Origin of the sequence: Leucobacter albus (assembly GCF_039528015.1) — a bacterium.
GTDB classification, from domain to species: domain Bacteria; phylum Actinomycetota; class Actinomycetes; order Actinomycetales; family Microbacteriaceae; genus Leucobacter; species Leucobacter albus.
The window spans coordinates 225,422-243,085 of the sequence record NZ_BAAAKZ010000017.1; the positions used below are offsets into that span (position 1 = coordinate 225,422).

Here is a 17,664-nt window from a genome sequence, read left to right on the forward strand (position 1 = left end):
TCGCGCACATCGCGCTCATCGCGCACATCGCTGCCGGACCCGAACCCCGAGTCCCGAACCCCGAACCCCGAGCCCGAGCCCGAGCCCGAGCCCGAGCCCGAAGACGGTTGCACAAGCGCACAAAAGCGCCCCGGGGTCGAAACCCCGGGGCGCTCAAGCGGTGCAAGCGGACGCTTACTCAGCCTTCTCCTCAGCAGCGGCGTCAGCCGCGGGTGCCTCGGTCTCGGCTGCCTCGGCTGCCTCGGGGGCCTCCTCGGCGACCTCGGCCTTGGGCTCCTCAGCCTTGGCTGCGGCCTTCTTCGCCTTGACCTTCGGCTGTACGGGCTCGAGCACGAGCTCGATCACTGCGAGGGGAGCGTTGTCGCCCTTGCGGAAACCGGTCTTGACGATGCGGGTGTAGCCGCCATCGCGGTTCTCGACGAGCGGCGCGATCTCGGTGAAGAGCTCGTGCACAACGCCCTTGTCGAGAATCTGACGCATGACGCGACGACGAGCGTGGAGGTCTCCACGCTTCGCGAAGGTCACGAGGCGCTCAGCGATGGGCTGCAGGCGCTTCGCCTTGGTCTCAGTGGTCTGGATGCGCTTGTGCTCGAAGAGCTGCGAAGCCATCTGGTTGAGCATGAGGCGCTCGTGGGTGGGGCCGCCTCCGAGGCGGGCGCCCTTGGTGGGCTTAGGCATGGTTGTACTCCTGTAAATGTTCGATCAGCTATGAAGCCGGTCGTTAGTTAACGTCGTCCTCGTAGCTGTAGAAGTTGGCCCCGTCGAAACCGGGAACCGCGTCCTTGAGCGAAAGACCCATCTCGGCGAGCTTGTCGCGCACCTCGAAGACGGACTTCTGACCGAAGTTACGAATGTTCATCAGCTGGGCTTCCGAGAGCGCAACGAGTTCGCTCACGGAGTTGATGCCCTCACGCTTGAGGCAGTTGTAGCTACGCACCGAAAGGTCGAGGTCTTCGATCGGAATCGAAAGCTCGCCCTCAGCGACAACCTCAACCGGCGCGGGGCCGATCTCGACGCCCTCAGCGGCAGTGTTCAGCTCGCGCGCGAGCCCGAACAGCTCGACCAGGGTCGAGCCAGCCGACGCGATCGCGTCGCGGGGGCTGATCGCGGGCTTCGACTCGACGTCGACCACGAGGCGGTCGAAGTCAGTGCGCTCACCCGCACGAGTTGCCTCGACGCGGTAGGTCACCTTGAGCACTGGCGAGTAGATCGAGTCGACCGGAATGCGGCCAACCTCTGCGTCGTCGTTGCGGTTCTGCGCTGCAGAAACGTAACCACGGCCACGCTCAATAGTGAGCTCGAGCTCGAACTGTGCGTCGTCGCCGAGGGTCGCGATAACCAGCTCGGGGTTGTGCACCTCAACGCCTGCGGGCGCGGAGATGTCGGCGGCGGTGACCTCGCCTGCCCCGGTCTTGCGGAGGTACGCGGTGATCGGCTCGTCGTGCTCGCTCGAAACGACGAGGCCCTTGATGTTCAGAATGATCTCGGTGACGTCTTCAGTGACACCGGGGATCGTCGTGAACTCGTGAGCCACGCCCTCGAAGCGGACGCTGGTGACAGCGGCTCCGGGAATCGAGGAGAGCAGCGTGCGGCGAAGCGAGTTTCCAAGCGTGTAACCAAAGCCGGGCTCGAGGGGCTCAATGGTGAAGCGTGAGCGGTACTCGGAGATTGAGTCTTCGGTCAGAGTGGGGCGCTGTGCAATGAGCACTGTGTGTGTTCCTTTCGCTGGAGTCCGCTATATGACTCTGCGGTGAAGAGGGGGTTGGGAACGTACCAGCTCGTCAAGCGAGCGAGCCGGTGTCGCGCCGACCGAGGTCGACGCGACAGTGGGGCTCAGACGCGGCGACGCTTCGGTGGGCGGCAGCCGTTGTGGGTCTGCGGGGTGACGTCGTTGATCGAGCCAACCTCGAGGCCAGCGGCCTGCAGCGAACGAATCGCGGTCTCGCGGCCCGAGCCGGGGCCCTTCACGAAGACGTCAACCTTCTTCATGCCGTGCTCCTGCGCCTTGCGTGCGACGGACTCGGCAGCGAGCTGCGCGGCGAACGGGGTCGACTTACGCGAACCCTTGAAGCCAACCCCACCCGAGGAAGCCCAGGTGAGCACAGCACCGGTGGTGTCAGTGATGGAAATGATCGTGTTGTTGAAGGTCGACTTGATGTGGGCGTGGCCCACTGCGATGTTCTTCTTGTCCTTGCGACGCGGCTTGCGCGCAGCCGACTTAGGTGCAGCCATTGAGTATTCTCCTGAAAGCTATGTGTGATGGTCGGTGTGAACCGGCGTTACTTCTTCTTACCGGCGACGGTACGCTTCGGGCCCTTGCGGGTGCGAGCGTTCGTCTTGGTGCGCTGACCATGCACAGGCATGCCTCGGCGGTGGCGAATACCCTGGTAGCTGCCGATCTCAACCTTGCGGCGGATGTCGGCCTGGACCTCGCGGCGGAGGTCACCCTCAACCTTGAAGTTGCCCTCAATGTGGTCGCGGAGCTGAACGAGCTGTTCGTCGCTCAGGTCGCGAACACGAGTGTTCCCGTCGATGCCGGTCGCCTCGAGCGTCTTGAGTGCGCTCGTGCGGCCGACGCCATAGATGTAGGTGAGCGCGATCTCTACGCGCTTTTCGCGCGGGATGTCTACGCCTGCAATACGTGCCATGTCTGGCTCTCCTTGCGGATAAGTGGAGGTGTGGTGCGCATCGTGGGTTCAGGCCTCCGACCCGAGGTGTCTCCCCTGGGCTGTCGCCGCGGGGTTCTTCGATGCGCTATTTCATTGTGTTCGTTTGATCTGCGAGCCGCAGAACCCGGGTGTTAGCCCTGGCGCTGCTTGTGACGCGGGTTGCTCTTGCAGATCACCATGACGCGGCCGTGGCGGCGGATCACCTTGCAGTGATCGCAGATGGGCTTAACGCTGGGGTTGACCTTCATTGTTTTTCCTTTAGCGGGTTCGCTGTCCTCGTACCCACGGGATGCCGTGAGCCGTTACTTTCCGGTGGACGCGCGCGTGTCTACTTGTAGCGGTAGACGATGCGACCGCGGGTCAGATCGTACGGGGTCAGCTCCACGATCACGCGGTCCCCTGGAAGGATGCGGATGTAGTGCTGACGCATCTTGCCCGAGATATGCGCGAGCACTCTGTGGCCGTTGGTCAGCTCTACCCGGAACTGTGCGTTCGGGAGCGCCTCTGCAACCTGGCCCTCAATCTCGATGACGCCGTCTTTCTTCGCCATAGCCTCACTGTCGCTCGTGTTGTTTCACCGGTCTTGCGAATGCTTCCCCCCTGGTTTCACGATCGCGAAAACAGGCACAAAGCACCAACGAGTAATCATAACCCCGATCGCCCGCCGTGTCTAGCCAACACGGCAAAGCGGGGCGGCCGCTCACCTCATCGACACTCCGGAGAGGGCCCGTTCGAGCCATGGGTCGCCAGGCTCGAGGCCACCGCGCGCGGCAATCACGCCGTCAGGCCGCACGAGCAGCGCCTCCCCCGGCGCCAGCCCCGCGCGCTCACAGAGTCCAGGAGTCGCCGCCGACCCCGACACCACCGAAACGACCGGCACCTCGCCCGACGTCGAGCCGATCGCGGCGAGACGGTCGCGCCACGGTTCTGGGGCGTCGGCCACGATGAGGCGCGCCCTCCCCCATGCGACGTCGATGATCGAGGCGCCGGGATCCGCCTCGAGTGCCGCGTGCGGCAGCCGCCTGCCGATCGCCCCAGACGGCGCGTATGCCCCCTCGGGGAGGGCTGGCGCCGGCGCGTAGCCAGCGCCGAGTAGCAACTCGTCGTCGATGCCATAGGCCCGGCGCGTGTTGTCGAGCGAGCGCGCAACGACCGCAGCAGCGACCGGAAGTCGCTCTTCGCTGTAGCGGGCGAGCGCGGCACCGACCGCGTCGACCGTGCCGCCCCCGACCGCGTCAGCGAGCCGCCACGCGAGCGCTTCGGCGTCGGCGATGCCGACGTTCATGCCGTGCCCACCTGTCGGCGGCGTCTGGTGCGCGGAGTCACCCGCGAGCACGAGACGCCCAGCAGCGAACGACTCGGCAACACAGGCATCCATGCGCCAGAGCATGGTGTCGGCGACCTCCACCTCGAGCTCCGGGAGCCCGGCTGCGTCTCGCACCAGCCGCGTGAGCGCCTCATCGTCTGAGCGGAGCGCCGCGGCCTGAGCCCCCGCCGCAAGGGGGTATTGATAGATCCACTCCGTGTCGTTGTCGATCGCGAGAAACCCACCTTTGCCACCCGCGATGAAGTAGGAGGTTGCTTCGCGACCGCGCACGGCCTCGCCCAGGGGCGCACGGAACCTCACCGAGAGAAACTCTGCGAGCCCCGCCTCCCCCGTGAGCGCGATGCCGGCACGTTCCCGCACCAGGCTGCGGGCGCCATCGCACCCCGCGACGACGTCTGCGGTGTAGCGCACGGGCGCTTCGTCGCCCTCGGCAACCACCAGTTCGACGAGTTCGGGCGACTGCCGCACGTCGGTGACCCGCGCACCAAACCTGAGCTCGGCCCCGGCGGCCCGCGCGGCGGCGGCGAGCACGGGCTCGAGCCTGTCTTGCGAGCAGAGCACGCCGGGCGACGGGGTATTCGCAGACCCCTCGTCGCCACCTCCCGGCGCGGTGAGCTCTGCGGCCGGGTCAACGAGACTCTCGCCACGGAAGAAGCGCACGTGCTCGGCGGGCAGCGACACCGCGCGCACGTCGCGCTCGATGCCGAGGCCCCGGAAGACCTCCATCGAACTCGCGGCGATGCCCCTCGCCTTTGGGTGGCGGGAGAGGCCGGGGTGCGATTCAAACACGCGCACACCGACCCCGCGGTGCCGCAGCAGCAGCGCTAGCGTGAGCCCGACCGGCCCCGCCCCAACGATCGCGACCTGGGTGTGTGTTTGTGTTGCAGCCATAGAAACCCCCGTAACGCTTAACTAGAAATTAGACGTTACACTATGAATATGCACACTCGCTACCCAGCCCCAGCCAACGCCCGCCCACTCGGGCTCGGCTTCGTGACAGCGGTCACGAACTCCGCGTCTCCCGCCGCGCACTGGCGGGAGCTGGCCCTGACCCACGGCGACGGAGGTTTTGCTCACCGCGCAACCGACGAGGCAGCCCTCGAACGAGCGCAGCGCGCGATTCGCCTCGTGTACGAAACCAGCGACGAGCGCGAGGCGGCGGAGCTCCTGAACGCGATGCTCGCCGAGCACACCGGGCACGCTGAGCTCGCCGAGCTCAGCGACGGGCGCTGGGCGCTCAGGCCGGCGCTCTCGCCGGCTGCAGACGCGGCCGCCGCCCTGCTTCACACCGCAGCCTTCGCGCTCGGGTCGTGGTTGGCCGAGCGCGGGCGGTGCGCGTGGGGTAGCTGCGCGGCAGAGGGGTGCCAGAACGTGTTCATCGACGAGGGGCGGCGAGTGCCGCAACGCTTCTGTGGCGGCGCGTGCGCGACACGCACCCGGGTGGCCGCCCACCGCCGCACCGCTGCCGCTCGCAAGGACGGAGATCTCCCGCCCAGGTGAGCACCAATTAATATCGTTGATGATACGATCGTATGCACAACGATATTTTGGAGCATCGATGAGCGAAACGCACCCCACCCCGAACCGCACCGTGCTCGAGATGACGCAATCGACAAAGATCTTCGTATGGCTCGCGCTCGGCGGCGCCGGCGTTGGGCTGGGGCTCGCCCTCCCCTGGCTGCTGCAGAATGCCGCCAACTGGCCGATTCCGTACCTCGACGTGCTGAAGTTTCTCGGCACGATCGACTCACCCCTCATGGTGTTCGGCCGGCCCGCAATGCTCGGCCTCGTTGGGCTCGTCGTTGCCTTCTTCATTACCCACGAGGCCGCGAAGCTCACCCTCACCGATGCCGAGATTCGCATCACCGAGGGCGACGACTCCCGCATCGTCACGCGCGAGCAAGTCGGCGGCGTGTACCGGAAGGGCGGCAAGGTGCGCATCGAGTCACCCGAGGGCCGCGTACTGTTCAACGATGACGTCGAGGGCGGCGGGGCGCGCATCGCCGAGGCCTTCATCGCGCACGGCTACCCGTGGGAGGGCACGCTCACCGGGCCGCGAGCCGCGCACACGTCGCAGGGCCGAAAGTGACGGCCGAGCGCACCATCGCCGTGTCGGCCCGCACGGTCATCGACGGCTGTCTCGGCTCCCGAGGCACCGCAAACCTCGACACCGTCTACGACGTTGGTGTCGCGCTCGGCCTCGCCGAGCAGACGGTGCGCCTCGCCATCAGGCGAATGCAGCACGCCGGCGATCTCGTGCAGATCGGTCGAGGCCGCGCGGGCCGCATCGAGCGCACCGGCACGGCCGCGCGGGCGGCCCGCGGCGAGAGCGACCTCGTTGAGTTCGCCTTCGCGGGCGACGCCCCTGGCGCCTCGTGGGACGGCGCTTGGCGGGTGTACGCGTTCTCCATTCCCGAGGAGGCGAGGGCCGAGCGCGACGCGCTCCGCACAGCTCTCGTCTGGCTCGGCGCGGCCCCGGTCGTTTCAGGCATGTACGTGAGCCCGCACGCCCTCGACACGGCGCTCGACGACGCCACCCCACCCGGGCTGCTCGAGCGCTGGCTCGTACGCTCGACAACGAGCGACCTGCAGCTGCCCGGAACCACATCGCCTGCGGAGATCGCAGAGCGGCTCTGGCCGGCGGCAACGACTATCGCCGCCTACGAGCCGCTCGCTCTGCTCCTAAACGATGTGCGGGGCCCAGCACCCAGCACGGTTATTGCCGCAACCGCGCGGGCGCTCGAGCTCGCAGAGGGGCTCGACCGCGCGCTCACCGTCGATCCGCTCCTGCCGAGCGAACTGCGGCCGCCGGCCTGGGCTCCGGCTCGGCTGCGCCGACTGTTTCTCAACGAGTGGAACGAACTCGAACGCCGCTTCCCTGAGCTTCCAGTGTTTGCGTAGCCGGGGCTGTGCGCGGCCGCGGATCCGCCGCGACTTCGCGCCCACAACGAACGAGCGCCGCCCACCGAGAAGGTGAGCGGCGCTCCTTCGTTCGCTAGGCGATGGGCGTCGGGGTGATGCCGAACTGCGCGAGCCCCGCCGCTCCCCCGTCTGCCGCGGTGAGCACCCAGATCCCGCCCTCGTGCACGGCAACGGAGTGCTCCCACTGCGCGCTCATCGAGCCGTCAGCGATCGTCACCGTCCAGTCGTCATCTTGCACGACGGTGTCGATCGTGCCTGCCGAAATGATCGGCTCAATCGCAACGACGAGGCCGGGCTTGACCTCGGGGCCGCGCTTGGCAACCGCGACGTTGAACACTGGTGGATCCTCGTGCATGCTGCGCCCGATGCCGTGCCCAATGTAGTCTTCGAGCACCCCGTAGTCGCTGTGCTTGCGCACGTAGCTCTGCACGGCCTCACCGACCTCGTTCAGGTGGCTGGCGCGCGCGAGGCGCGCGATTCCCTGCCACATCGCCTGCTCGGTCACGTGAGAGAGCTTCTCGTTCGCCTCCGTGAGCTCGGGGCGAGCGGGGTCTGGAATCACCGCCGTGAACGCAGCGTCACTGTGCCAGCCGCCGATCACGGCGCCAACATCGAGCGAGACGACGTCTCCCGGCTGCAGCGGCCGGTCGGTAGGAATCGCGTGCACGACGTCTGCGTTCACATTCGCGCAGATCGTGTGCCTGTAGCCGGGCTCGAGCATGAAATTCGGCTCGCCCCCTCGGGCGCGAATCGCCGCTTCGGCGATTGCATCGAGCTCGAGCGTCGTCACGCCGGGGCCCACAGCAGCCCGCATCGCAGCGAGCGCGTCGACGGCCGCGAGGCCCGGCTCGATCATGAGCCGCAGCTGCGCAGGTGACTTATAGATCGACCGCCGAAGAAAACCGCGACGTGACATTCCTAGCGGCCCAGCTTTGCGCTCAGCGCGCTCGCAATGCGCTCGGCGACCTCGTCGATGCCGCCCAGGCCGTCGACGCTCACGAGAATGCCGCGCTCGGTGAACAGCTCGATGAGCGGCTCAGTCTGCTGCGCGTACACATCTTGCCGGTGACGAATGACCGACTCGGTGTCGTCGGCGCGCCCCTCGATCTCGGCGCGCTTGAGCAGCCGGGCAACGACCTCATCGGTGTCTGCCTCGAGCAGCACAACGGCGTCGAGCGAATCGCCCTCGAGCATGCCGTCGAGCGCGTGCACCTGCTCTACGTTGCGTGGGTAGCCGTCGAGCAGGAAGCCCTGCACCGCGTCGGCCTGCTGCAGCCGATCCTCAACGATCTCGTTCGTGAGCGAGTCGGGCACGAGCTCGCCCGACTCGATGATCGCCTGCACGCGCTGGCCAAGCTCAGTGCCGCCCTTGATGTTCGCGCGGAAGATGTCGCCCGTGGAGATCGCTGGGACACCGTAGCCCTCGGCGATCTTCGCTGCCTGCGTGCCCTTGCCCGCGCCGGGAGGGCCGATGATGAGAAGCCTGGTTACTGTCACTTAAGAAGCCCTTCGTAGTGGCGCTGCTGCAGCTGAGCATCGATCTGCTTGACCGTCTCAAGCCCCACGCCAACGATAATGAGGATCGACGCGCCGCCGAACGGGAAGTTCTGGTTCGCGCCGAAGAACGAGAGTGCAACGAGCGGCAGCAGCGCGATGACACCGAGATAGAGCGAGCCGGCGCTGGTGATGCGCGTCAGCACGTAGTTGAGGTACTCGGCGGTCGGGCGGCCGGCACGAATGCCGGGGATGAAGCCCGAGTACTTCTTCATGTTGTCAGCGACCTCTTCGGGGTTGAAGGTGATCTGCACGTAGAAGAAGGTGAAGCCGATAACCAGCAGGAAGAACACGAGCATATAGAGCGGCTGGTCGCCGTACACGAGGTTGTTCTGCACCCACACGACCCAGGCGGCCGGCTCTTCGCCAGCCTTGGGCTGGTTGAACTGCGCAAGCAACATCGGGAGGTAGAGGATAGCCGAGGCGAAGATCACGGGGATCACGCCCGCCATGTTCACCTTGATCGGAATGTACGTGCTCGAACCGCCATAGGTGCGGCGGCCGACAACACGCTTCGCGTACTGCACCGGGATGCGGCGCTGCGACTGCTCGACGAACACGACCGCGCCAATGACGACCATGCCGACGAGAATAACGAAGAAGAAGACCTCCCAGCCGCGCTCCTCCTTGATGACCCACAGGGCACCGGGGAAGCTTGCGGCGATCGAGGTGAAGATGAGCAGCGACATGCCGTTGCCGACGCCGCGCTCGGTGATCATCTCACCGAACCACATGATGAGGCCGGTGCCCGCGGTCATGGTGATGATCATGATGAGGATCGCCCACCACTCCTGCGCCACGAGGTTCTGGCAGGCCTGGTTCGACAGCGAACCGAAGAGCTGGCCCGAGCGCGCAACCGTGATCAGGGTGGTCGACTGCAGCACCGCGAGAGCAATTGTCAGGTAGCGGGTGTACTGCGTGAGCTTTGCCTGGCCAGCCTGGCCCTCCTTGTGGAGGGTCTCGAAGTGCGGAATGACCACGCGCAGCAGCTGCGTGATGATCGACGCGGTGATGTACGGCATGATGCCGAGCGCGAAGATCGAGAGCTGCAGGAGGGCGCCGCCGCTGAACAGGTTGACCATGTCGTACAGCCCCGCGGTGCCGCTGTTCGCGTTCGATGCGAGACAGACCTGCACGTTGTTGAAGTCAACAAACGGGGTCGGTACGAAGGAACCGAGCCTGAAGAGGGCAACAATTCCTAGGGTAAAAACGATCTTCCGACGGAGGTCGGGGGTACGGAAGATCCGTCCAATGGCGCTGAACAAACTTAGCCTCCTGGATAGTTCGCCGGCATTTGCCTGCGAGGAGCAACTAGACCAGCCTACACGTGCGGCGCGTGCTGGTGAACGAAAAGGGGGTGTTGGGGAGCCATTCGTGCTCCCCAACACCCCCTATTCACCCGAGCGAAGCCCGGATGTTACTTCACTTCACCGCCAGCTGCGACGATCTTCTCGGCTGCGGAGCCGGAGACCTTGTCGACCTGCACGGAAAGCTTGACCTTCAGGTCACCGTTGCCCAGCACCTTGACGGGCTGGTTCTTGCGCACTGCGCCCTTGGCAACGAGCGACTCGATCGTGACGTCGCCGCCCTCGGGGAAGAGCTCCTCGAGCTTCGCGACGTTCACCACCTGGTACTCGGTGCGGAACGGGTTCTTGAACCCGCGCAGCTTCGGCGTACGCATGTGCAGCGGCATCTGGCCACCCTCGAAGCCGGCCTTGACCTGGTAGCGCGCCTTGGTGCCCTTGGTGCCGCGACCAGCGGTCTTACCCTTGGATGCCTCGCCACGACCAACGCGGGTCTTCGCCTTCTTCGAACCAGCGGCCGGGCGAAGGTGGTGTGCCTTCAGCACGGCGCCGCGCTCTTCGTTGTTCTCGCTCATTCGTCGATCTCCTCAACCTCGACCAGGTGAGCAACCGCACGGACGTAGCCGCGGTTAGCCCTGGTGTCTTCGCGAACGACCGACTGGCCGATCTTGCGAAGGCCGAGGCTGCGCAGCGTGTCGCGCTGGTTCTGCTTCTCACTGATCACGGACTTCATCTGCGTAATCTTCAGGCTCTTAGCCATTACGCACCTGCCTTTGCCTTTGCGGCAGCGTCGGCCGCGGCCTTCGCCTCAGCGCGCACGAGGCGAGCCGGAGCGACGCGGTCGAAGTCGAGCCCACGACGAGCTGCGACGGAGCGGGGCTCCTCGAGCTGACGCAGCGCCTCAACGGTCGCATGCACGATGTTCAGGGTGTTCGAGGAGCCGAGCGACTTGCTCAGCACGTCGTGGATGCCAGCGCACTCGAGCACGGCGCGAACCGGGCCACCGGCGATAACACCGGTACCGGCAGCAGCCGGGCGGAGCAGCACGACGCCGGCTGCGGCCTCGCCCTGCACCGGGTGCGGGATCGTGCTGCCGACGCGCGGCACGCGGAAGAAGTTCTTCTTCGCCTCTTCGACGCCCTTCGAGATTGCGAGGGGAACTTCCTTCGCCTTCCCGTAGCCGACGCCTACGGTGCCGTTGCCATCGCCAACCACGACGAGCGCGGTGAAGCTAAAGCGACGGCCGCCCTTGACGACCTTCGACACGCGGTTGATGGTCACGACGCGCTCGAGGAACTGGCTCTCGGCGCGATCGTTGCGTCCGCCGCCACGCTCGCCACGGGTGCCGCGGTCGCGGCTACCGCGACGCTGCTCACGGGGCTCGTTGCGGTGATCGCTGTTCTGCGCCTCAGCGGCCGGAGCCTGAGTCTGAGCCTCAGCAGTCACTTCCTGCTCCTTCGTTTCATTGCTCACAGTGTCAGACCTCCCTCGCGAGCGCCATCGGCGATCGCTGCGACGCGGCCTGCGTACTTGCTGCCGCCGCGGTCGAAGACGACCGCCTCGACACCAGCAGCCTTCGCGCGCTCGGCGACGAGCTCGCCAACCTTGCGCGCCTTGGCGGTCTTGTCGCCCTCAAATGCGCGGAGATCCGCTTCCATCGTCGAGGCCGAAGCCACGGTGTGGCCCTTGGCATCGTCGATGACCTGCACGAATACGTGGCGGGCCGAGCGGGTCACCGAGAGACGGGGACGCAGTTCGGTGCCGACAATCTTCTTACGCAGACGGGCGTGGCGGCGAACGCGCGCAGCCGAACGACCCTTTGCACGGGTGATGTTAGCGGCCATGGTTACTTACCAGCCTTTCCAGCCTTGCGGCGAACAACCTCGTCAGCGTAACGAATGCCCTTGCCCTTGTAGGGCTCCGGCTTCTTCAGCTTGCGGATGTTTGCGGCGGCTTCACCAACGCCCTGCTTGGAGATGCCGCTGACGGTGATCTTGGTGGAACCCTCGACCGCGAGCTGAATGCCCTCGGGAGCGTCGAAGGAAACCGGGTGCGAGAAGCCGAGCGCGAACTCAAGGCCCTGCCCCTTCTGCTGCACGCGGTAACCGGTGCCGACAACCTCGAGCGACTTGGAGTAGCCCTCGGTCACACCAATGATGTTGTTGTTGATGAGCGTGCGGCTGAGGCCGTGCAGTGCTCGTGATTCGCGCTCGTCGTTGGGGCGGGTGACCAGAATCTGGCCGTCCTCAACTGCGACGCGAATGGGCTCGGCGACAACGAGCGTGAGCTCGCCCTTCGAACCCTTGACGGTGACCTGCTGGCCATCGATCTTGACATCCACACCGTTCGGTACGGTGATGGGAAGCTTTCCAATACGTGACATGACGGCTTACCACACGTAGGCCAGCACTTCGCCGCCCACGCCCTTCTGCTCGGCCTCACGGTCGGTGAGGAGACCTGAGGAGGTGGACAGGATCGCGATGCCAAGGCCGCCGAGCACGCTCGGGATCTCAGCCGCACCCGCGTATACGCGCAGGCCGGGCTTCGAGACGCGCTTGAGACCCTCGATCGAGGCCTCGCGGTTCGGGCCGTACTTCAGCGTCATGGTGATTGAGGTTCCGACGCGCGCCGGCTCCACCTTCCAGTCGGCAATGTAACCCTCGCGCTTGAGGATCTCGGCGATCCGCTCCTTCAGCTTTGAGCCGGGAAGCGAAACGTCGTCATGATGTGCGCTATTTGCGTTGCGCAACCGGGTAAGCATGTCTGCTACCGGATCAGTCATCGTCATGATTGACTCTTTCTTTTTCGCCTGGTTTCACGCCTCGTTACACGTAGACGCGACCTAGGTGACACGCGAACGGGGTGCCCGGGAAGCCCCGGGCACCCTGTCCGCTTGGACTATTTAGTTGTCAGCCTTGAACGGGAAGCCAAGCGCCTTAAGCAGCGCACGACCCTCGTCGTCGGTCTTTGCGGTGGTGACAATGGTGATGTCAAAACCACGCACGCGATCAATCTTATCCTGATCGATCTCGTGGAACACACTCTGCTCGGTCAAACCGAACGTGTAGTTGCCCGCGCCGTCGAACTGCTTCGGCGAAAGCCCGCGGAAATCGCGGATACGCGGCAGTGCGAGCGTCACGAGGCGGTCAAGGAATTCCCAGGCGCGGTCGCCACGGAGCGTGACGTGTGCGCCAATGGCCTGCCCCTCACGCAGCTTGAACTGCGCGATCGACTTGCGGGCCATGGTGACCTTGGGCTTCTGACCGGTGATCTTCACGAGGTCGGCAATTGCGCCCTCGATCACCTTGCTGTCACGAGCCGCCTCGCCAACGCCGGTGTTCACAACGATCTTCACGAGACCGGGAACCTGCATGACGTTTGCGTACGCGAACTCTTCGCGGAGTGCCGGGACGATTTCGCCGCGGTACTTCTGCTTCAAGCGAGGCTGGATTTTGCCAGCCGCCACAGCAGTTTCAGACATTAGAGGTCCTTCCCAGACGACTTCGCGTAACGCACGCGAACCGTCTTCTTCTTGCCATCCTTCTCGACCTCTTCGACGCGGAAGCCAACGCGGGTCGGCTTCTTCGTCGAGGGGTCAACGATGGCAACGTTCGACACGTGGATGGGAGCCTCGACGGTCTCGATGCCACCCTCCTTCGTGCCGCGGTCGGACTGGCCGACGCGAACGTGCTTGGTGACATAGTTCACGCCTTCGACGACCAGGCGGTCGGTCTCGGTGAGAACCTCGAGAACACGACCCTGCTTGCCACGGTAGCCACCGCGCTCCTGGGTCGGGCCCGAGATGACCTCTACGAGGTCACCCTTCTTGATCTTTGCAGCCATAGGACTAGATCACCTCCGGTGCGAGCGAGACGATCTTCATGAACTTCTTGTCGCGAAGCTCACGACCGACCGGCCCGAAGATACGGGTGCCGCGAGGCTCCCCGTCTGCCTTCAGGATGACGGCGGCGTTTTCGTCGAAGCTGATGTACGAACCGTCAACGCGACGGGTCGACTTGCGGGTACGAACGATGACGGCCTTGACGACCTCACCCTTCTTGACGTTGCCGCCGGGGATTGCGTCCTTGACGGTCGCAACGATGGTGTCGCCGAGACCTGCGTAACGACGCCCTGAGCCCCCGAGGACACGGATGGTAAGCAACTCCTTGGCGCCGGTGTTATCGGCAACCTTGAGTCGGGATTCCTGCTGAATCACTTGCTACTCCTTCAGTCAGTAAGCGCGGGGCGCTTACTTCGCCTTCTCGAGGATCTCGACCAGACGCCAGCGCTTGGTGGCGCTGAGCGGACGGGTCTCATGGATGAGCACGAGATCGCCGATGCCGGCGGTGTTCTGCTCGTCGTGGGCCTTCACCTTCGATGAGCGACGCATCACCTTGCCGTAGAGCGGGTGCTTCACGCGGTCCTCGACCTCAACGGTGATGGTCTTATCCATCTTGTCGCTGACGACGTAGCCACGGCGCGCCTTGCGATACGGTCGCTGTTCCTTCTCGACCTCAGCCATGTCTAGGCCTCCTTCGTCTCAGCGGCGGCGGGCGCCTGCTCGGTCTTCTTGGTGGACGACTTCTTAGCAGAAGCCTTCTTCGCGGGCTCGGCAACGGGGGTGACCCGAATACCCAGCTCGCGCTCGCGGAGCACGGTGTAGATGCGAGCGATGTCGCGCTTCACCTGGCGCACGCGCCCGTGGTTCTCCAGCTGGCCGGTGGCCGACTGGAACCGCAGGTTGAAGAGCTCGGCCTTGGCCTTCTTCAGCTCCTCAGCGAGACGCTCGTTTTCGAAGCTGTCAAGCTCCGTGACAGCCAGTTCCTTGGTTCCGATCGCCATTACGCGTCACCCTCCTCGCGCTTAATAATGCGGGCCTTGAGGGGCAGCTTGTGGATCGCGCGGGTCAGTGCCTCGCGCGCAAGCTCCTCATCAACACCTGCGACCTCAAAGAGGACGCGGCCCGGCTTGACATTCGCAACCCACCACTCGGGCGAACCCTTACCGGAACCCATGCGGGTTTCGGCAGGCTTCTTCGTGAGCGGACGGTCGGGGTAGATGTTGATCCACACCTTGCCGCCACGCTTGATGTGACGGGTCATCGCGATACGAGCGGACTCGATCTGACGGTTCGTCACGTAAGCGGGCGTGAGGGCCTGAATACCGAACTCACCGAAGGTGACCTTGGTTCCGCCCTTTGCCTGGCCGCTACGGCCGGGGTGATGCTGCTTGCGGTACTTGACTCGACGGGGAATCAGCATGGTTACTTCTCCGCTCCTGCTGCAGCGGGTGCAGCCTCAGCCTGCGCGCCACGGGGCGCACGGCGGCGATCGCCACGCTCACGCGAGGGCTTCTGCGAAGCCTGTTCCCGAGCGAGCTCCTTGTTGGTGAGGTCGCCCTTGTAGATCCAGACCTTCACGCCGATGCGGCCGAAGGTGGTCTTCGCCTCGTAGAAACCGTAGTCGATGTTCGCGCGGAGCGTGTGCAGCGGCACGCGACCCTCGCGGTAGAACTCCGAACGGCTCATCTCGGCGCCGCCAAGGCGGCCGGAGACCTGGATACGGACACCCTTGGCACCAGCGCGCTGCGCGCCCTGGAGACCCTTGCGCATTGCACGACGGAACGCCACGCGAGCAGCGAGCTGCTCGGCGATGCCCTGTGCAACGAGCTGAGCATCGGCCTCGGGGTTCTTCACCTCGAGGATGTTCAGCTGGATCTGCTTGCCGGTGAGCTTCTCGAGGTCGGCGCGGATGCGCTCAGCCTCTGCTCCACGGCGACCGATGACGATGCCGGGGCGAGCGGTGTGGATGTCTACGCGGACACGGTCGCGGGTGCGCTCGATCTCGACGCGCGAGACGCCCGCGCGATCAAGCTGAACCTGCAGGTGCTGGCGGATCTTGATGTCCTCGGCGAGGTAGTCAGCGTAACGCTGACCCTTCTTCGTCGAGTCCGAGAACCAGCGCGACACGTGGTCGGTGGTAATCCCGAGGCGGAAGCCGTAGGGATGAATCTTCTGGCCCATTCCTTAGGCTCCCTTCTGAGCTGCCAGCTCATCAGCGGTCTGCAGAACGACCGTGATGTGGCTGGTGCGCTTGTTGATACGGAACGCGCGGCCCTGTGCACGGGGGCGGAAACGCTTGAGCGTTGCACCCTCGTCTACGAATGCGCGCGCAATGACCAGCTCGTCCTCGTTGAGGCGCAGGTTCTCGGCGTCGGCCTTCACACGTGCGTTCGCGATCGCCGAAGCGACGAGCTTGAACACGGGCTCAGCGGCTGCCTGGGGCGCGAACTTCAGGATGGCGAGTGCCTCCTGCGCGTTCTTCCCACGAACCAGGTCAACGACACGACGGGCCTTCTGGGGGGTGATGCGGATGTGACGCACGCGTGCGATCGATTCCACCATTTCTCTTCCTCCTTCACGTCACCGCGTTAGCGGCGACGGCCCTTCTTGTCGTCCTTCACGTGACCGCGGAAGGTACGAGTCGGGGCGAACTCGCCCAGCTTGTGACCAACCATGGTTTCGGTGACGAATACGGGGATGTGCTTCCGACCGTCGTGCACTGCGATGGTGTGTCCCAGCATTGCGGGGATGATCATCGAGCGGCGCGACCAGGTCTTGATCACGTTCTTGGTGCCAGCTTCGTTCTGCACAACCACCTTGTTCAGCAGGTGGTTATCGACGAAGGGGCCCTTCTTGAGACTACGAGGCATCTTCTATTCTCCTACCTGCCGACTAGCGCTTCTTGCCAGCGTTACGGCGGCGCACAATGAGCTTGTCGCTTTCCTTGTTCGGACGGCGCGTACGGCCTTCCTTCTGGCCCCAGGGGCTAACCGGGTGACGGCCACCCGAGGTGCGGCCTTCGCCACCACCGTGGGGGTGATCGACCGGGTTCATGACGACACCACGCACGGTCGGGCGAACGCCCTTCCAGCGCATACGGCCGGCCTTACCCCAGTTGATGTTCGACTGCTCGGCGTTGCCGACCTCGCCGACGGTCGCGCGGCAGCGCGCGTCGACGTTGCGGATCTCGCCCGAGGGCAGACGCAGCTGAGCGTAGGGGCCATCCTTCGCCACGAGGCGAACCGACGAACCAGCGGAACGAGCGAGCTTCGCTCCCCCACCGGGCTTCAGCTCGATCGCGTGAATGACGGTACCGGTCGGGATGTTCTTCAGCGGCAGGTTGTTGCCTGGCTTGATATCCGAACCAGCGCCCGACTCAACGATGTCGCCCTGCTTGAGCTTGTTGGGAGCGATGATGTAACGCTTCGCGCCGTCCTCAAAGTGCAGCAGCGCGATGCGCGCCGTGCGGTTGGGGTCGTACTCGATGTGCGCTACGCGGGCGTTGACGCCGTCCTTGTCATTGCGACGGAAGTCGATGACGCGGTACTGGCGCTTGTGGCCACCACCGATGTGACGGGTCGTGATGCGGCCCTGGTTGTTGCGGCCACCCGTCTTCGGGAGCGGGCGCAGCAGCGACTTTTCGGGCGTGGAGCGCGTGATCTCAGCGAAATCAGCAACGCTCGACCCGCGACGACCCGGGGTCGTCGGCTTGTACTTGCGAATTGCCATGTTGTGTTCCTTTTCGCCCCTTCTACAGCGCAGCCGTGAAGATGTCGATGGAGCCCGACTTCAGCGTGACGATGGCGCGCTTGGTGTCCTTGCGCTTGCCGAGGCCAAACTTCGTGCGGCGGGTCTTGCCCTTGCGGTTCAGCGTGTTGATCTTTGCGACCTTCACACCGAATACCGACTCGATGGCGAGCTTGATCTCGGTCTTCGACGCGTTCGGAGCAACCTCGAAGGTGTACTGTCCGTTTGCGTCGATGAGGCCGTAGCTCTTCTCCGAGACGATCGGGCGGATGATGACGTCGTGCGCAGCCTTGTTCATGC

Annotated in this window: 30 protein-coding genes; 3 read left to right on the plus strand and 27 right to left on the minus strand. The window is 64.9% G+C overall.

Translation table 11 applies throughout. From position 1 onward, the window contains the following. Nucleotides 1-174: 174 nt before the first annotated feature. From rplQ to ABD115_RS16050, 7 genes are all read right to left on the minus strand, one after another. Nucleotides 175-678, minus strand: a complete 504-nt coding sequence (rplQ, locus tag ABD115_RS16020; protein WP_343962724.1) for a 50S ribosomal protein L17 — start codon at nucleotides 676-678, stop codon at nucleotides 175-177. Nucleotides 679-721: 43 nt separating this feature from the next. Next, complete coding sequence (locus tag ABD115_RS16025) at nucleotides 722-1,708, minus strand: DNA-directed RNA polymerase subunit alpha (RefSeq protein ID WP_042544392.1); 987 nt, start codon at nucleotides 1,706-1,708, stop codon at nucleotides 722-724. Nucleotides 1,709-1,833: 125 nt separating this feature from the next. After that, a complete protein-coding gene (rpsK, locus tag ABD115_RS16030; protein WP_042544393.1) occupies nucleotides 1,834-2,232 on the minus strand; it encodes a 30S ribosomal protein S11 in 399 nt (132 codons plus the stop codon). A 47-nt stretch (nucleotides 2,233-2,279) separates the two neighbouring features. Then, nucleotides 2,280-2,648, minus strand: coding sequence for a 30S ribosomal protein S13 (rpsM, locus tag ABD115_RS16035; protein ID WP_343962726.1), 369 nt, complete (start codon nucleotides 2,646-2,648; stop codon nucleotides 2,280-2,282). A 152-nt stretch (nucleotides 2,649-2,800) separates the two neighbouring features. Beyond that, entirely contained in the window at nucleotides 2,801-2,917 is a 117-nt protein-coding gene (gene rpmJ / locus ABD115_RS16040) for a 50S ribosomal protein L36 (protein ID WP_005050492.1), read from the minus strand. Nucleotides 2,918-2,997: 80 nt separating this feature from the next. Beyond that, nucleotides 2,998-3,219, minus strand: a complete 222-nt coding sequence (infA, locus tag ABD115_RS16045) for a translation initiation factor IF-1 (RefSeq protein ID WP_119281503.1) — start codon at nucleotides 3,217-3,219, stop codon at nucleotides 2,998-3,000. Between the two features lie 150 nt (nucleotides 3,220-3,369). Beyond that, nucleotides 3,370-4,887, minus strand: coding sequence for an FAD-dependent monooxygenase (locus tag ABD115_RS16050; protein ID WP_343962728.1), 1,518 nt, complete (start codon nucleotides 4,885-4,887; stop codon nucleotides 3,370-3,372). 48 nt (nucleotides 4,888-4,935) lie between these two features. Here ABD115_RS16050 and ABD115_RS16055 point away from each other — a divergent pair, with 48 nt between their 5' ends. Genes ABD115_RS16055 through ABD115_RS16065 form a run of 3 tightly spaced genes read left to right on the plus strand, consistent with a single transcriptional unit; the run spans nucleotide 4,936 to nucleotide 6,897 of the window. Further along, nucleotides 4,936-5,496: a CGNR zinc finger domain-containing protein gene (locus tag ABD115_RS16055; protein ID WP_343962730.1), complete on the plus strand. Its 561-nt coding sequence runs from the start codon at nucleotides 4,936-4,938 to the stop codon at nucleotides 5,494-5,496. A 58-nt stretch (nucleotides 5,497-5,554) separates the two neighbouring features. Beyond that, nucleotides 5,555-6,085 (plus strand): YqeB family protein, encoded by a 531-nt coding sequence (locus tag ABD115_RS16060; protein ID WP_343962732.1) that lies wholly within the window; start codon nucleotides 5,555-5,557, stop codon nucleotides 6,083-6,085. Then, nucleotides 6,082-6,897 carry a PaaX family transcriptional regulator gene (locus ABD115_RS16065; RefSeq protein ID WP_343962734.1) on the plus strand — a complete coding sequence of 272 codons (816 nt, stop codon included), beginning with the start codon at nucleotides 6,082-6,084 and terminating at the stop codon, nucleotides 6,895-6,897. The genes ABD115_RS16060 and ABD115_RS16065 overlap by 4 nt, the downstream gene beginning before the upstream one ends. A 94-nt stretch (nucleotides 6,898-6,991) precedes the next feature. On the opposite strand, the gene map is transcribed toward ABD115_RS16065, so the two are convergent. The 20 genes from map to rplW all read right to left on the minus strand — a co-directional run bounded on the left by map (nucleotide 6,992) and on the right by rplW (nucleotide 17,662). Then, entirely contained in the window at nucleotides 6,992-7,834 is an 843-nt protein-coding gene (gene map, locus ABD115_RS16070) for a type I methionyl aminopeptidase (protein ID WP_343962736.1), read from the minus strand. A 2-nt stretch (nucleotides 7,835-7,836) separates the two neighbouring features. Then, nucleotides 7,837-8,415 carry an adenylate kinase gene (locus tag ABD115_RS16075; protein WP_343962738.1) on the minus strand — a complete coding sequence of 193 codons (579 nt, stop codon included), beginning with the start codon at nucleotides 8,413-8,415 and terminating at the stop codon, nucleotides 7,837-7,839. After that, nucleotides 8,412-9,737 (minus strand): preprotein translocase subunit SecY, encoded by a 1,326-nt coding sequence (gene secY / locus ABD115_RS16080; protein WP_343962740.1) that lies wholly within the window; start codon nucleotides 9,735-9,737, stop codon nucleotides 8,412-8,414. The genes ABD115_RS16075 and secY overlap by 4 nt, the downstream gene beginning before the upstream one ends. A 152-nt stretch (nucleotides 9,738-9,889) precedes the next feature. Next, the gene (gene rplO, locus ABD115_RS16085; RefSeq protein ID WP_343962741.1) at nucleotides 9,890-10,351 is read right to left on the minus strand and encodes a 50S ribosomal protein L15; all 462 of its coding nucleotides are present in this window, start codon (nucleotides 10,349-10,351) and stop codon (nucleotides 9,890-9,892) included. Beyond that, nucleotides 10,348-10,536 carry a 50S ribosomal protein L30 gene (gene rpmD, locus ABD115_RS16090; RefSeq protein WP_343962743.1) on the minus strand — a complete coding sequence of 63 codons (189 nt, stop codon included), beginning with the start codon at nucleotides 10,534-10,536 and terminating at the stop codon, nucleotides 10,348-10,350. Before rpmD ends, rplO begins: the two co-directional genes overlap by 4 nt. Further along, entirely contained in the window at nucleotides 10,536-11,249 is a 714-nt protein-coding gene (gene rpsE, locus ABD115_RS16095) for a 30S ribosomal protein S5 (RefSeq protein WP_343962745.1), read from the minus strand. Before rpsE ends, rpmD begins: the two co-directional genes overlap by 1 nt. Beyond that, nucleotides 11,246-11,620 carry a 50S ribosomal protein L18 gene (gene rplR, locus ABD115_RS16100; protein WP_343962747.1) on the minus strand — a complete coding sequence of 125 codons (375 nt, stop codon included), beginning with the start codon at nucleotides 11,618-11,620 and terminating at the stop codon, nucleotides 11,246-11,248. The genes rpsE and rplR overlap by 4 nt, the downstream gene beginning before the upstream one ends. 2 nt (nucleotides 11,621-11,622) lie before the next feature. Continuing rightward, on the minus strand, nucleotides 11,623-12,159 hold the full coding sequence (gene rplF, locus ABD115_RS16105) for a 50S ribosomal protein L6 (protein ID WP_343962749.1): 537 nt from the start codon (nucleotides 12,157-12,159) through the stop codon (nucleotides 11,623-11,625). Between the two features lie 6 nt (nucleotides 12,160-12,165). Beyond that, a complete protein-coding gene (gene rpsH / locus ABD115_RS16110; protein ID WP_343962751.1) occupies nucleotides 12,166-12,564 on the minus strand; it encodes a 30S ribosomal protein S8 in 399 nt (132 codons plus the stop codon). A gap of 114 nt (nucleotides 12,565-12,678) precedes the next feature. Next, complete coding sequence (gene rplE / locus ABD115_RS16115) at nucleotides 12,679-13,257, minus strand: 50S ribosomal protein L5 (RefSeq protein ID WP_343962753.1); 579 nt, start codon at nucleotides 13,255-13,257, stop codon at nucleotides 12,679-12,681. Continuing rightward, on the minus strand, nucleotides 13,257-13,619 hold the full coding sequence (gene rplX, locus ABD115_RS16120; RefSeq protein ID WP_343962755.1) for a 50S ribosomal protein L24: 363 nt from the start codon (nucleotides 13,617-13,619) through the stop codon (nucleotides 13,257-13,259). The genes rplE and rplX overlap by 1 nt, the downstream gene beginning before the upstream one ends. A 4-nt stretch (nucleotides 13,620-13,623) precedes the next feature. Then, nucleotides 13,624-13,992: a 50S ribosomal protein L14 gene (gene rplN, locus ABD115_RS16125; RefSeq protein WP_059063306.1), complete on the minus strand. Its 369-nt coding sequence runs from the start codon at nucleotides 13,990-13,992 to the stop codon at nucleotides 13,624-13,626. Between the two features lie 33 nt (nucleotides 13,993-14,025). After that, on the minus strand, nucleotides 14,026-14,298 hold the full coding sequence (gene rpsQ / locus ABD115_RS16130; RefSeq protein ID WP_343962757.1) for a 30S ribosomal protein S17: 273 nt from the start codon (nucleotides 14,296-14,298) through the stop codon (nucleotides 14,026-14,028). A gap of 2 nt (nucleotides 14,299-14,300) precedes the next feature. Beyond that, nucleotides 14,301-14,618, minus strand: a complete 318-nt coding sequence (gene rpmC / locus ABD115_RS16135; RefSeq protein ID WP_343962759.1) for a 50S ribosomal protein L29 — start codon at nucleotides 14,616-14,618, stop codon at nucleotides 14,301-14,303. Next, nucleotides 14,618-15,037 (minus strand): 50S ribosomal protein L16, encoded by a 420-nt coding sequence (gene rplP / locus ABD115_RS16140; protein WP_343962761.1) that lies wholly within the window; start codon nucleotides 15,035-15,037, stop codon nucleotides 14,618-14,620. The genes rpmC and rplP overlap by 1 nt, the downstream gene beginning before the upstream one ends. 2 nt (nucleotides 15,038-15,039) lie before the next feature. Then, nucleotides 15,040-15,798, minus strand: coding sequence for a 30S ribosomal protein S3 (gene rpsC / locus ABD115_RS16145; RefSeq protein ID WP_343962763.1), 759 nt, complete (start codon nucleotides 15,796-15,798; stop codon nucleotides 15,040-15,042). Nucleotides 15,799-15,801: 3 nt separating this feature from the next. Continuing rightward, nucleotides 15,802-16,179 carry a 50S ribosomal protein L22 gene (gene rplV / locus ABD115_RS16150; RefSeq protein WP_119281523.1) on the minus strand — a complete coding sequence of 126 codons (378 nt, stop codon included), beginning with the start codon at nucleotides 16,177-16,179 and terminating at the stop codon, nucleotides 15,802-15,804. Nucleotides 16,180-16,205: 26 nt separating this feature from the next. After that, nucleotides 16,206-16,487, minus strand: coding sequence for a 30S ribosomal protein S19 (gene rpsS, locus ABD115_RS16155; protein ID WP_025133706.1), 282 nt, complete (start codon nucleotides 16,485-16,487; stop codon nucleotides 16,206-16,208). A gap of 22 nt (nucleotides 16,488-16,509) precedes the next feature. After that, complete coding sequence (gene rplB, locus ABD115_RS16160; RefSeq protein ID WP_343962765.1) at nucleotides 16,510-17,346, minus strand: 50S ribosomal protein L2; 837 nt, start codon at nucleotides 17,344-17,346, stop codon at nucleotides 16,510-16,512. Between the two features lie 22 nt (nucleotides 17,347-17,368). Next, nucleotides 17,369-17,662 (minus strand): 50S ribosomal protein L23, encoded by a 294-nt coding sequence (rplW, locus tag ABD115_RS16165; protein WP_343962802.1) that lies wholly within the window; start codon nucleotides 17,660-17,662, stop codon nucleotides 17,369-17,371. Nucleotides 17,663-17,664 lie beyond the last annotated feature (2 nt).